This is a genomic window from Sphingobacterium multivorum (assembly GCF_900457465.1).
GTDB lineage: Bacteria > Bacteroidota > Bacteroidia > Sphingobacteriales > Sphingobacteriaceae > Sphingobacterium > Sphingobacterium multivorum.
Map to the genome: position 1 here is coordinate 704,582 of NZ_UAUU01000011.1, position 12,846 is coordinate 717,427.

The window sequence follows — 12,846 nt, forward strand, 5'->3', positions numbered from 1 at the left end:
TCCATTTACAATTCGTTGCAATTATTTACAATCTGGATTTAAGATTCGAGTAGGGGTGAATTGGATTTCATCATTTAAAATTCCAAATAGCAGTTGAAATTTTTATATTTAGTATTGTATAGACCACTAGTAATATGGAGGCTCAGAAGTCATTAAAATCGGTTTTTGCTGGTAGCATTGGTATGATTACCTTGTTTGCAATTGTTGGACAGTTTATCTTAAGTGCTCATACCTCCAAGCTTGACAGGATCGACTATATTATTCAGTTTTTTAGTTATTTTACAATTCTGAGTAATGTAATGGTTATGTTATGCTGTTTTTTTACTATTTGCTGGTCAAAAAGTCGAATGGGCCTATTTTTTACTAGACCCGAAACAATTACTGCCGTAACATTATATATTCTTATTGTCGGAATTATCTATAATACCATACTTCGCTTTTTGTCGCATCCTCAGGGTTTATCAATGGTGGTTGACGAATTATTGCATGTGCTCGCTCCTTTGAGTTTTTTCCTTTTTTGGTGGCGTTTTTTGGACAAGGGAACAATCCGGTGGAGTCATATTTTTTATTGGTTGATCTTCCCATTAGTCTATCTTTTTTATACGTTGTGGCATGGTTCGTTTTCTGGATTTTATCCCTATCCTTTTGTCAATGTTTCCGAATTGGGGATGGACAGGGTTATTTTGAACAGCTTTGGAGTAACGTTGGTTTTCATCGTCATTGGTACATTGCTCATTGTATTGGGAAAGTGGCAAAACAAACGGCGTTCTCAACGGATTAAAAAATAAGAAAACTCAAAGCTCTTCGATATTGTTATATCACAAAACGGCGTTTATTTTTTACTTTAATTGAATTGAAAATGGTTATACGATTTTTTATCTGTGTCTCTTTGGTATTATGTGGGATTTGTTGTTTTGGTCAAGTGGATGTTGATAAAATGAGAGCCGAGTACGCGACTGCTGTTCAAAACAAAAAGCTCTGTGAAACGAATCTGAAACTATTGGAAAAAGCTGCCAATTCCGCCACAGAAAAGGGTTATCTCGCGGCTTATGCGATATTATGGGCAAAACATATGGGCAACCCGTTTACAAAATTGGGGCAATTCAAGAAAGGAAAAAAGCTCCTCGAAGAAATGATCATGAAATACCCTGACAATATCGATTTACGTTTTATCCGTTGGAGCGTGCAGACGCACGCACCATCTTTTTTAAGCTATGGTAAAGATAGATTGCGTGATAAAGATTTCTTGGTCAAAAATTTACATAAATTGCCCAATCCAAAGGGCCGAGATGTAATATATACCTATCTGAAAGAAGCGAATGGTTATCTAAAAGGCGAGCATGTGTTTTCGCAGGCCGAATTGAATGAGCTCTCCAAGTAACGAGCTTTCCAAACAAGATTTAGCTATTCCACCAGTTCATTGATGCTGAATAAAAATCTTCGCATAGGCCAAGTTTTTTTTGGACGGAAATTTTCATCTTTGTTAGATCAGTAGCAATTAAACTTTAAATGATGAAACAGATATTTATAAATCTCGCAGTAGCAGATGTGAATAAGTCAATGGATTTTTATACACAATTGGGCTTTACGAACAATCCTCAGTTTTCGGATGAGCAAGGCAAATGTATGGTTTGGAGTGAGCATATTTTTGTTATGCTTTTATCTCCGGATAAGTTTAAAACATTTACGGAAAAACCGCTTGCAGATACAAAAAAACAGATCGCAGGACTATTTTCACTTGCTGTCTCTGGTCTGGATCGTGTGAACGAAATTGTTGATAAAGGACTGAAAGCTGGCGGTATAGAACCCACGCCAATGAAAGACTATGGTTTTATGCAACAGCGAAGTATTGAAGATTTTGATGGGCATACCTGGGAGATATTTTACATGGATATGAGCAAATTTCCAACCGCATAAAAATCACAACGGAATAATCGGTGAAAGCAAGGTCCCTGCAGTAATGTAAGGGACTTTTTCTTTTGATTTTAACGTAGCGAAGCAAGTGTATGGCGACCATTGCCGCGGGCGATTTTTTATAGGAAGTACGAATATTAAATCATGGTAAGCGAATTATAGTTATGGCTTGTCAAAAACGGATGTGCACCCTAAATTTGACGAAATGCTCGTTCGTGTTAGATAAGCGGATCAGCATTAGATCATAAAACTTGATATATGTTTAAAAATAGAAAGCTCAGCAAAAATCCGCTTCATTATGTTTATGCGATAATATGGATTCTTTTATTTGGTTCCATCGCTTATTACGTTTATTCAGGTGCCGCATTTAAACCGGAGAATGGTAAAATCCATTTGGTCGCCATACTTATTGCTTGGGTGGTGGAGTATTTGGGGCTTACAATTACAAGTTTACTATTCCTTCTGTATGGAATTTATCGGGCTATAATAACTGTTTTAGATGACGGGAAGAAGCGATCATAAAAGGATAGCGTTTGGGCGTCTACCCAAAACGCTATCCTTTATTAGTTTTAGATCGTGTTATTCAATAGATCATAAAGACTTTTAATCAAGACTCGATGGACTCCTGCTTGTTTCAAAACGGGTTTTTAAATGCTGTCTTCTTGAGCGGCGTAAACGTGATTTTTTTACAGGATAATGTCTCTTTTTCGTGATATTGTTAAAGATCAGAGCCACCAGGAATAAAATTATGCAACCCGATAGTACTGGACTTAATACATACCAATATCCCATCGATGAAATTTTTGTTCCGCTGCTGACGGCAATGAGTGCTGTTGCTCCACCAGGAGGGTGTAGTGTGCGTGTATGCTGCATACAAACAATGGACAAGGCCACGGCGAAGGGAGCGGTCAGCCAGATAATATCGGGAAGGAGCTGTGCAACGGTAACACCGGCGATTGCAGAAACAACATGCCCACCAATTAAGTTGCGGGGTTGGGCAAGTGGACTTTGTATGGCACATAAACCAAAACCGAGGAAGCTCCGAAGGAGCCTATCAAAAAGATATTTTCCAGCGAAGGTAAATGAAGAGATTGGATATAAGCGATAATAAATATTCCTACAAAGGCGCCAATAAATGACCAAAAATGTTCCCAAGGATCGACTAACGTCTCTCTATAGATTACATATCTATAGATCCGTAATTGTCGGTGAAGATGCTGTTTCATTTTATTTGCAAATATATATAGACTAAGGGCTTTAAACTTTGCGTATTCTATCTCGATTTTTGAAGAATTTATAACATCCGATTTCTTATGTTGGATGTCACCATACTTTGGACAGTAAAGTCCATCGAAATGATGTCTAATGAATACCTCATATTTATAGACTCAAGGTAGTTACAAAGCTTTTACTCCTTCTTCAGATCGAGATATTTAATGGGCAAAAGTACATTAAAATAATAAAATCTATCTCCTATAATTTAAAATCTCCCTCTGATACTGCTAGTTTTAACGTATACTCTTTTATGGCCACCAGCGCAACTTACAATTTTGTAAGTTGTTCCAGTCACCAGAAAAACACATTAGTTTTGTTCAAAAAATATACTTTATGGAATTGAAAGATAATATTGTGGGTTTTCACCACCTGTCGATTAAGGCTCAGGATTTTGATAAGACAATTGGATTTTATGAAAATCTCGGTTTTATTATTGTGCATGAATGGTCATTACCCGAGTTTAATTTAGAACGTTGTGCTATGCTTTTTAATGCCTCTATTGGCTATTATTTGGAAATTTGTGATAAGAATGCTGCTATTCCAACGCAGGGAAGAAGGCGTATAGAAGGGGAGGAATATGTCGAGAATGCGCTACTTCATCTGTGTTTTACGGTAGAAGAAGCCGAAGATGCCCGAATACAGGCTATCGCCCATGGTGCTCAAGATTTGAGTGATGGAGTATTTCAACTCATACTCAGCCAAGGTAAAAAAGATGTTTTTGTGCGAAATAGCCTCGTTTACAGTCCGAATGGGGAAGTGATTGAGTTTTTGGAGCGTGTTGATTTTAGTTAAGGTTAGTCGTTGTTAAACCCAGAAAGCGCCGCCAATAGGGGTTTTAGTTTACGACTTTTATCGGTCAGCGAATAGATTGATGCTGTTTTACTTCGGTCTTTTTGAATGAGTCCGTCCAGCTGTAATTCTTTCAATTGTTTTGCAAGTGTACGATCGCTGACTTGGGGCAGGAGAATTTTGAATTCCGAGTAGTTCGTATCCTGCTCCAGGAGTTTGAATAGAATCGAAAGCTTCCATCGGCCACTGAATAATGCCAGCGTCTTGGAGGCGTTACAGAACTGTTGTAATGCTTTTTCATTGATTGCATTCGTCGAATTTTCTTTGCGGTCTTTCATAGCAGCTAATATCGATCATTTCTTCTATTATTATCTAGTCGTGTGTCTGATATAAGAATTCATTTGAATAAGTTTAAAAATAAGGATAATACGCTATGCTATGGTTTGAAGTTGAATTGCTTTCTTCTTTTGGCTTTTTGACGGTTTCTTCTTTCTTCTTTTGTTCAACCATATCCATATTCCTGTGATGGGGAGAGAAGCGGCTAGTGTAACGGCTAAGAATACAATAATCTTAGAAGGTAATCCAAATATCGACCCCATATGAATAGATTTCATCATACGTTGAGCCTGTTGCGCCAAAGGTAATTTTTCTAAAGGGTTATTTTTAAGTAGTTGTCCGGATTTGCTGTCAAAGAAAGCCTGGTTGATCTGTAAAGTTGCATTTGAAAAATTTTCCTTAGTTAGTGCAAAAGCTAAGTCCTTCTTTTCAGGAAACGTGATAATTATATTTCCAGAGCTGGGATATAGGCTGTTTAGCTGCTGATAGATCGTATCCAGCACGAGGTAATCTGAAAAAGCCTGATTGTTGATGTTGCTGATCTTCTCTTTTGTTGATTTTTGCGTTGAACCCAATACTTTATAGAATTGTTTATTGTACCAATCGAAACTCCAGGTCAATCCCGTCAAGGTAAAAATAATTAAAAACAAAGATGCGTAAAAACCGCCCACTGCGTGAAAATCCCAGATTTTTCTTCTGAGAGAGGCTGCCATTTTTATCGTTACACGTTGTTTGAGCATGGATTTATTTTTTGGCCACCACAGGTAAATACCACTTAGGGCAAGAAAGAAAGCCGCTAGAGCTGAGATTCCAGTTAGGGTACTTCCGATTTTTTCGACGAGAAGAAAACGATGGATATCCAAAGTCTTTTGAAAAAAACGGTCACTCTGCCGACCTTTGGATAATAGTGCTCCTGTATAAGGATTTATATATGCATACCAGTATCCGGTCTTTTTTTGTCCATACTGAATACGGAAACTACGGGAAGGATCTGCTGGAATTTCGATGCGAAACAACTTCTTGTCCGGAAAGATAGCTTCGGCTTTTTGGGAAATATGTGCAAGGGAAAGACGATTGCTTTGTACAGTTACCTGCTGTTCTTTCGGCCATAAAAGTGGGGTAAGCTCTTTTTCAAAGCTCAATAACATCCCTGTCACGCAAACAGTAAAAAAGATTATACCAAATAATAAGCCCAAATAAAGATGCAATTTTCTAAGTATATTTTTTAGGCTTTTTTGTTTAGCTCTTTTATGTGTCATAGATGCGCTGTCAATCGGATGAACAGCGCAAAAATATAGTATTATCAGTAATTATTCTAAATAAACGTAAAGTTTAATCGTACCGTTAATCGTCCCAATCCTCATTATCGTCGTAATACTCTTCTGGTCTTCTGTCAAGAGGTACATCTTTGACCACACGAATCGCAGCATTTCCTAAGTTGACATTCACTAGAAAAGAAGGGACATTCACAGAAAAGTTCCATCGGCCATTGGTCATATAGACATATCCGCCCCGATAAGGATCATAGAATGTTTTGTAATCGCTAAAGTACACATGATGTCTCATGTCGTAGTGATGTGCGCTAGCCCATCTTGGACGCCCATGATCATGTTCGTATGCATGTTTCCAGTATTTGCGATCTTGCTTATCGCGTTCGCGCACATATTTGTCGTACTCTTTTTCCCGTTTTCGAATGTATTTTTCACGGTCCTTGTTGCCATGCCAGCCATGGTCACCATGTCCTCTGTGTTGTGCTTGTGTTAAAGCTGGCGTCGCCAGAACTAGGCTTAGGCAGCCCACCGCAATTGAAATTAGCTTTTTCATTATTCCCAAATTTTCATAGTTATTTTCTAGAATACAAAATCCTTGCCAATTGATTAGTGGTTATGTCTGATCTAATTGGTGTTGTCTGCCAGAGCTGCTTGGACTTCTTCTCAAAAGATACTGATTAGCGGGATAAGGCCTGAAATGGCGATAAATTAGATAAAAACCGTATCTAATCAAGTTGAATATACATGTGATAATATTCGCCCCCTACTAAAGGAGTTTTTTTGCCGAGTTTGAAACCAATCCTTTCATAGAGTTTTTGTGCATTGGGATTCTCTAGGTCGACGAGCAGGCCAACTTTCTTAAAACCGTTTTGCTTAGCATGTGTAATCGCATAATTTAAAAGTTCTGTTCCGATGCCTTTGCCCCGTGCCATGGGAGCAACCGCAATTGAATCGATATAAAATTCGTCGCCAATTGTTTCGGCTTCTGGAATCAAATTATTATTGTACAGTTCCTTCATATGATCCAAAATAGGCTGTCTTAATTCAATAAACCGATCACCATCGTAGCCGGTTAATGAGCCCAAAATATGTCCATTGTCGTCAGTTGCGACAAAAGTATGCTCATAACTATAGAGATTACCTTTTTGCTTGAAAAGCTGCGTTAAGAAATTTACCGCTTCGTTTCGATCTTCTTTTTTGATAAAGCTAAATATAATGTCTTCCATTGCCTGGAGCATAATTTCAGGGACATGATGTGCGTCACTTTCCTCGGCACTTCTAATTTTATGATGTATATCCATTTTTTTGAAGAATAAAAACGAAGTTAGTAAACTTAAATGGTTTTCGTTAAAGGGCTTTTGATCGGATTTTTTTTCAAAGACATTTTACTATAACGAGCGATATCTCGCTGAAGAGGGGATAAAGCTGGACCTTTATTGACTGTGTTATGAAATGGCTCAGGATATGGATCCTTGCGAAATCCGATAAAAGTTAATTAAATACTTCTTGTGAAAAAAATATATTGTCCACGTTGGATCGAATAGTTGATCAATGTATTTGAATATTGATCGGCTTATATTCATAAGACATTTCTTGTTATTTTTGAATCGTGTTGTTGTCAGTTATACGGCTTTCGGCAGCTTTTTTTGGATTAAAAACAAATTACAATGATTTTAAGAGCGACAGTTTCTGCTTTTTTTGGTTGCGATCATCAGCCTAATTGCGACCTTACTTGTACAGAATGCAGATCTAAATATGGTTTATGCTGCATTTTGCTGTTCGCCTTATTTTATTGTTATCGCTTTGGTTTATTTCCATTTTAATTTCTTTCGGAAGAAGTTAAAGGTCTTAGAGAAACCAAAATTCGCTTTTGAACTTGGCTACGGTTTTCTTTTTTATTGCTTATTTTCTTTATTGCTTCCGGTACTTCTTTTTTTATCAACCTTGGGTGATGAATACGAGCATCGGCTTTATGCAGATCTAGGGGGAGTGATTAAGGAAATGTTTCCCTTGATTTTAACACTCAGTATTTTCCTGACATTCTTTAGTAGCGTGATTATCACATGGGCAATAAAATCCTGGAAATATTTGGTTCCGACTTTGCTTGGATATCTTATTTTACTACCGATTATATTCGCGTTCTCAACGACAATACGTGAGTTTAATGACCTCAGGGAAGAACGCCTAACACAAGAAGATAATATCAGAGAAGGGCGCTATAAATGGTTCTGTGCGATGAGTAATCCAGCAGCTTATCCCGTCCAGTTATATAGTGGCCGTTTTATCTTTCCGAAAGATGAAGATTATGAATTTACATTTAGTGAAGGCAATATCGTAAACTATAACGCCGTGTGGGGACAAGCTGGAGGCGGTACATATGAGCAGGTGATGTCATTGCCTAAGGCATTAGACGTTACTTGGTATTCCTTTGCTGAAGATGTTTTTTATCGCATGAACGGTCCGATTGATTATAGTAAATTGCGGAGGTTGTTCAGTACACCATACCAAGAAAAAGGAGCGATCAAAACTAATGATGAACATTATAATAAGATTATTTTGGGTTTTGCTCCTGGCGGTGTACTTGTAGTATGGGCCAGTGGGACAGGACGTCGTCAGGTCGAAATCGGTCGTTATCAAGCCGAAAAATTAGTGATCCATGCTACGGATACATCCAAAGATAATGGAGCGTACGGTAATGTCTTTAATCAGGAATGGCGCGATCAAGTATTGTCCGATACATAGATTATTCCTTCGGATGTTCAACAAGCCATTGCAAATAAATCTATTCCCTATGGCTACTGGGATAAATTACGGCAACGTTATCCTGTACAGCCTAAATTTGTATTGTCTTCTGACATAAAAGCATTTGATGCGGACTTTGAGTTTTATAATTCCGAACGATTTGTCTTTGATGAGCGTCTTCGGGATATGGACATGGCATCTCGAGGTATTCCCAAAGATGTGTACATCAAATGGTATGATCAACATAATAACCGATGTGCTGCGCGGTTTTTGTTTGATGAAACTGAGACATTTAAGAATTTCGCTTCATTTTTTAATGACAAAAAGGACGTTGGGGCTATGCTGGAGTTCAGTGTTGACACAAAGACTAAAATAGCAACAGCGACATTAAGAACCGATAGTGAAAGTAAGCTGCTTTTGAAAACTGAAGTAATCGACTATGGGGAGCATTTCTAAAATTTGGAAGTGAATCTAAAGATCTTTTTTCATGTTATAATTTGGTATTTCGACTTCAGTTCTTATTTGTATCTGCTCAGCGATAACTTTAAATCCATTTGCCTCAAAAAAGGGTTTCGCGGTTTTACTTACGTCAGCAGTCACGAAAGTTCTTTCTTGTCTTCTTGCTTCATCTTCCAATGTAGTATAAAGTTTTTGAGCAATCCCTTGGCGTTGAAAATCTTTATGGACATACATGACATCGACATAGTTTCCATGATTGAGGGAAGCGAACCCAACCATTTTCTGATTTAGCATAGCTACAATAAAATACTGATCTTCGATTAGCCGATGCCAACGGCCATGATTATTGACGGACAATACCCATGCTGCAATTTGCTCGTTATTATAATTATCTGCGCATACAGTCGCAATAGTTTCAGAAAATAGGATTAACATTTCTTGCAGATCTTGCAATACTCCTTTTCGGAGAGTCAATCCCATTGTTTTTGTTTGAATTTTGGTCATCTTTTGGAAAAAGTGTTAGATAAAAGGCCTGATATGCCAAACCTAATGGGTTGCAGTGGTATCAAAAGAAGGCGAAATTTAATGAAAACGTGTAATTATGTTAAAGTTATAAATATTATATTTATAACCGCAAGTCGGCGATCCGATTTACGAACAATAAGTCAGTATTAACCATTTTCTCGGAGGATTTTGCGTATTAATTTCACAGAATTGTTGAAATTAATTTATCGGTTATGCCAATAGGCAGACAGAGCGTTGAAATTGACCTTTTTCAAGCATGAAGACCATATTTTATTTTTTTGTATTCGTTTCTTTGGTATTGTCAAGCAACTTTAATCATGTATGTGGGCAATCTGTAGTGGAAATAGCTGCAATTAAAAACCCTGTTGTCCAACTGGAGGCTGCTCTTCAGTTGCCTATTAGGTTTGATGGTGATACGATAAAATTGAAAAATGCCTTGGCGCCGTTTTTGGAATTGGCAGACAAAAAAAGAAGTGTTGCTTTAAAATGGGCTTATTATATGCGTATGGCTGACGGTTTCTCAATTGCGTTTGATCGCATAAATTCATCATCTGAGCGCTATTATCGTTTGGCTGAGCAGTTGCTCCGTGTACATCCGGATCCTGAATTAGAAATGTTGGGTTGTGCCCGTGAAGGATATTACAACTTTATCTATAGACGGGTAAAGGAAGCATTTCCGTTCTTTTTACGAGCGAATGATTTAAAATCTAAAGTTACTATCAAAAAAATCCCCATGGTAGTCAAGCATTACCAATTTATGGCGAGTTTCTACAGCTACATTGGTGAACAGGCAAATGCTGTTGCTTATTTAGAGGAAGCGCTACTTTTACCACGCCGGCTGCACGGGAACGTGTCGATCTGATCAATTCCATTGCTGTATATCTAGCAAAGGACTCGCTCGATCACCAAGCTTTTACCTATTTGAATCGCGCAATGGATGAAGCTAAATTGGCGAAAGATTCGGTTTGGATTGGTATCATTTCGGGTAATTTAGCAGATCATGCATGGCGAAAAGGTGAAAAGGAAAAAGCTATTGGGTTAGTTAAGAAAAATATTGAGCTTTCTATGCGTTATAATGAGCGGAAAGATGCGATGCGTGCAAATCTCAATTTAGCCAATTGGTATATCGAATTGAAAGAATGGAAATTGGCTGAGCAATATGTGATGACCTGTGAAAGTTTGATGGAAGATAAGCCCTATTTTTTAAAATATAAAGTAGAATTAGCAAAATCCAAGTCTAACATCATGCGGGGGTTAGGACGTGGAGGGGAGGAGCTTAAGCAATTGCATTTGTATCTGATGTTGAAAGATTCGTTGGAAAAAAGGATGAATGATAAAGAGATACAGAAAATGCTGTGGCAAAGGGAGTCTGAAAAATACAATCGGACTATACAGGCTACTGAAGAAAAACGGATTCGGACAAAACGCATGTATCAGTTTATAGGCATTGTTCTTCTCTTGATTTTTGCCATAATTGTATTGTTGGTCAATAAGTCGAAAATTAAAATTAAGATGCGGAATACTTTACTAGAAAAAGACCAACTTGCGCTTGCCTATGAAAAACAATTGCTAGATCAGGAGCTAATGATTTTACGAAACTCTTTGACTGAATTTACAGCCACCATTCGGCAGAATGATGTCGTTATCCAGCAACTTAGGCAGGAGGTGGCGACGATTTCCGAATCTGATCCGGCGTACATCACGCAGGTTACGGATAATTTGAATGCGCTTTTGCAGCAACACATTATGACAGATGAGCGGTGGCAAAAATTCAAACATGTTTTTAACAAAGTGTATCCCGCTTATCTGACACAAATGCGGCAAACTTATCCAAAGGTTACCGAGAATGATCTTAAGATATTAGCGCTGCTCAAATTGGATTTAAGTAATGCGAGTATGAGTGAATTGCTGTGTGTTTCGGTGGAAGCCGTTCGTAAGGCAAAACAGCGATTGAAAAAAAAATTAGAGCAAACCGAAAAGTAAGGGAGATTCACATTTGATCCATGTCTTGAATAAAGGTGATCTCGTATTTGGAGGCTATTTAAATCAAATAGATTAATCAAGTAGAGTCTACCGGATTAATCTATTTGCTAAGAGCGACGAAGCGCTATCGAAATCTATTTCGCATTTTTTGCAGTGACATTAAGTTCAATGTCAACGTTTTGTGCGATCATCCAATCTTGAGGGTTACCTTCTGTACCGTATGTAAGACCCCAATCTTGTCTTTGGATCGTAAATTTAGAATAGAATGTTACTTCATCACCATTGAAAGTAATTTTTGCAGGGAAAGTTACATTCACCGTTTTATCTTTGATGGTTAAGTTACCACTAACTGTATTTGTCGCATCAGCAACAACACTTTTTCCTTGCGCTGCATCAAATGGACCAACTTTGGTGATTTCGAATTTTGCAGTTGGATATTTTGCTACGTCAAAGAAATCAGCACTTTTTAAATGTGCATCCAGATCTGATGATTTTTTGCCCCCGGATGTCGCAGGATCTACAGAAGCTGTATCTGTCAAAATAGAATTGACATCGATAGTGAAAGTACCACCAGTAACTGCGTTATTTTCAGCTGAAAGTGTTCCTTCGCTTTTCAAAACACCATATCTTGGGTTTAAACCGCCTTTATGGTAACCAGTCCATTTTAATGAGCTTTTATCTGCTTCAACAGTGTAAGTCTGTCCTTTTTGTTCAGTTACTTCCTGAGCAGTTGTTGTTGTTGCTTTGTCGCCATTTGTATTTTGACAAGAAGCTAACAACAGGATAAGGGCTAAACCCGAGATTAATTGCTTTTTCATTTTTAATCGTTTTATTTTTTATATGTTATTTACACTTTATATTTTGCCGCATCAACTGTGCCAATCTGCAGCTGCTGATGTTGTCGATACAAAGGTAGATGATAGATAGTTTATTTTTGGTATCAGTTTCCTTAAAGAAACTACTTTCCAAAAAGATAGTGGTCTGTAACTTTATAAATGCGTATTTTTGTAAGAATAAAGAAATCTTGTCAGTGGCGCCAAGCTGTGCTTGTGTGTTCATTTATCGTTGATCGTATAGGGGATAAGGAAGTCTGTGAGGGTAGAGCGTACATGAATAAAAAAATAATGTAATGAAAAAGGAAGCAACTTTAACGTCGTCAGGTGCATGCAAAACACGTGTGTTGGCCATTAACGATACCATGGAGATTTTGGCCGGAAAATGGAAATTTCATATTATTGGTACCTTATTGTTGGTTGAGAAATTACGTTTTATGGAACTGCTGCGCGAAGTTGAGGGGATAGGTGCGAAGATGTTGTCTAAAGAACTGCAGGATTTAGAAATGAACCAGCTGATCAGAAGAACAGTATTAAATACCAAACCTCTGACGGTGGAGTATGAATTGACCGAATGCGGAAAAACTTTGGGCCCAATCATCGATGAGATTACGAAATGGGGTATAACTTACCGAAGTAAGCTTTATACCAAGAATGGGGAACTGGAAGCTACGACCTAGTATGTAAACACGCCTTTACTTTTAGTGATAAGAGGGAGG

At 37.8% G+C, this 12,846-nt stretch carries 16 protein-coding genes and 1 pseudogene; 10 read left to right on the forward strand and 7 right to left on the reverse strand.

What is annotated here, in order from left to right; all coding sequences use genetic code 11:
* The first annotated feature begins 182 nt into the window (after positions 1–182).
* The 4 genes from DTA23_RS20150 to DTA23_RS20165 all read left to right on the forward strand — a co-directional run bounded on the left by DTA23_RS20150 (position 183) and on the right by DTA23_RS20165 (position 2,436).
* Complete coding sequence (locus DTA23_RS20150) at positions 183–788, forward strand: Pr6Pr family membrane protein (RefSeq protein ID WP_256604697.1); 606 nt, start codon at positions 183–185, stop codon at positions 786–788.
* Between the two features lie 71 nt (positions 789–859).
* Entirely contained in the window at positions 860–1,381 is a 522-nt protein-coding gene (locus tag DTA23_RS20155) for a hypothetical protein (protein ID WP_146753149.1), read from the forward strand.
* 128 nt (positions 1,382–1,509) lie between these two features.
* Positions 1,510–1,917 (forward strand): VOC family protein, encoded by a 408-nt coding sequence (locus DTA23_RS20160; protein ID WP_046675059.1) that lies wholly within the window; start codon positions 1,510–1,512, stop codon positions 1,915–1,917.
* A 255-nt stretch (positions 1,918–2,172) separates the two neighbouring features.
* Positions 2,173–2,436 (forward strand): hypothetical protein, encoded by a 264-nt coding sequence (locus DTA23_RS20165; protein WP_112375837.1) that lies wholly within the window; start codon positions 2,173–2,175, stop codon positions 2,434–2,436.
* An 81-nt stretch (positions 2,437–2,517) separates the two neighbouring features.
* On the opposite strand, the pseudogene DTA23_RS20170 reads toward DTA23_RS20165, so the two are convergent.
* Positions 2,518–3,140, reverse strand: a pseudogene (locus DTA23_RS20170) (HPP family protein).
* A 382-nt stretch (positions 3,141–3,522) separates the two neighbouring features.
* On the opposite strand from DTA23_RS20170, the gene DTA23_RS20175 reads away from it, so the two are divergent.
* Positions 3,523–3,981, forward strand: coding sequence for a VOC family protein (locus tag DTA23_RS20175; protein WP_112375838.1), 459 nt, complete (start codon positions 3,523–3,525; stop codon positions 3,979–3,981).
* Between the two features lie 2 nt (positions 3,982–3,983).
* On the opposite strand, the gene DTA23_RS20180 is transcribed toward DTA23_RS20175, so the two are convergent.
* The 4 genes from DTA23_RS20180 to DTA23_RS20195 form a co-directional block, all read right to left on the reverse strand.
* Positions 3,984–4,316: a winged helix-turn-helix transcriptional regulator gene (locus DTA23_RS20180; protein ID WP_046675064.1), complete on the reverse strand. Its 333-nt coding sequence runs from the start codon at positions 4,314–4,316 to the stop codon at positions 3,984–3,986.
* Between the two features lie 93 nt (positions 4,317–4,409).
* Positions 4,410–5,573 (reverse strand): PepSY-associated TM helix domain-containing protein, encoded by a 1,164-nt coding sequence (locus tag DTA23_RS20185; protein WP_070566953.1) that lies wholly within the window; start codon positions 5,571–5,573, stop codon positions 4,410–4,412.
* A gap of 85 nt (positions 5,574–5,658) precedes the next feature.
* Entirely contained in the window at positions 5,659–6,138 is a 480-nt protein-coding gene (locus tag DTA23_RS20190; RefSeq protein ID WP_046675066.1) for a hypothetical protein, read from the reverse strand.
* Positions 6,139–6,310: 172 nt separating this feature from the next.
* Positions 6,311–6,886 (reverse strand): GNAT family N-acetyltransferase, encoded by a 576-nt coding sequence (locus DTA23_RS20195; protein WP_204990989.1) that lies wholly within the window; start codon positions 6,884–6,886, stop codon positions 6,311–6,313.
* A gap of 397 nt (positions 6,887–7,283) precedes the next feature.
* On the opposite strand from DTA23_RS20195, the gene DTA23_RS20200 reads away from it, so the two are divergent.
* Both DTA23_RS20200 and DTA23_RS20205 read left to right on the forward strand, forming a co-directional pair.
* Positions 7,284–8,327, forward strand: coding sequence for a DUF2931 family protein (locus DTA23_RS20200; protein ID WP_112375839.1), 1,044 nt, complete (start codon positions 7,284–7,286; stop codon positions 8,325–8,327).
* A 102-nt stretch (positions 8,328–8,429) separates the two neighbouring features.
* Positions 8,430–8,783 carry a hypothetical protein gene (locus tag DTA23_RS20205; protein WP_112375840.1) on the forward strand — a complete coding sequence of 118 codons (354 nt, stop codon included), beginning with the start codon at positions 8,430–8,432 and terminating at the stop codon, positions 8,781–8,783.
* Positions 8,784–8,798: 15 nt separating this feature from the next.
* On the opposite strand, the gene DTA23_RS20210 is transcribed toward DTA23_RS20205, so the two are convergent.
* Entirely contained in the window at positions 8,799–9,290 is a 492-nt protein-coding gene (locus DTA23_RS20210; protein ID WP_112375841.1) for a GNAT family N-acetyltransferase, read from the reverse strand.
* Between the two features lie 277 nt (positions 9,291–9,567).
* On the opposite strand from DTA23_RS20210, the gene DTA23_RS20215 reads away from it, so the two are divergent.
* A complete protein-coding gene (locus tag DTA23_RS20215; protein WP_112375842.1) occupies positions 9,568–10,173 on the forward strand; it encodes a hypothetical protein in 606 nt (201 codons plus the stop codon).
* A 59-nt stretch (positions 10,174–10,232) separates the two neighbouring features.
* On the forward strand, positions 10,233–11,294 hold the full coding sequence (locus tag DTA23_RS20220; protein ID WP_146753150.1) for a helix-turn-helix transcriptional regulator: 1,062 nt from the start codon (positions 10,233–10,235) through the stop codon (positions 11,292–11,294).
* A gap of 134 nt (positions 11,295–11,428) precedes the next feature.
* Here the strand turns inward: DTA23_RS20220 and DTA23_RS20225 are convergent, their stop codons facing one another.
* On the reverse strand, positions 11,429–12,112 hold the full coding sequence (locus tag DTA23_RS20225; protein WP_070566941.1) for a YceI family protein: 684 nt from the start codon (positions 12,110–12,112) through the stop codon (positions 11,429–11,431).
* A gap of 311 nt (positions 12,113–12,423) precedes the next feature.
* Between DTA23_RS20225 and DTA23_RS20230 the strand changes: the two genes are divergently transcribed.
* Complete coding sequence (locus DTA23_RS20230; protein ID WP_046675072.1) at positions 12,424–12,807, forward strand: winged helix-turn-helix transcriptional regulator; 384 nt, start codon at positions 12,424–12,426, stop codon at positions 12,805–12,807.
* Positions 12,808–12,846: the final 39 nt, after the last annotated feature.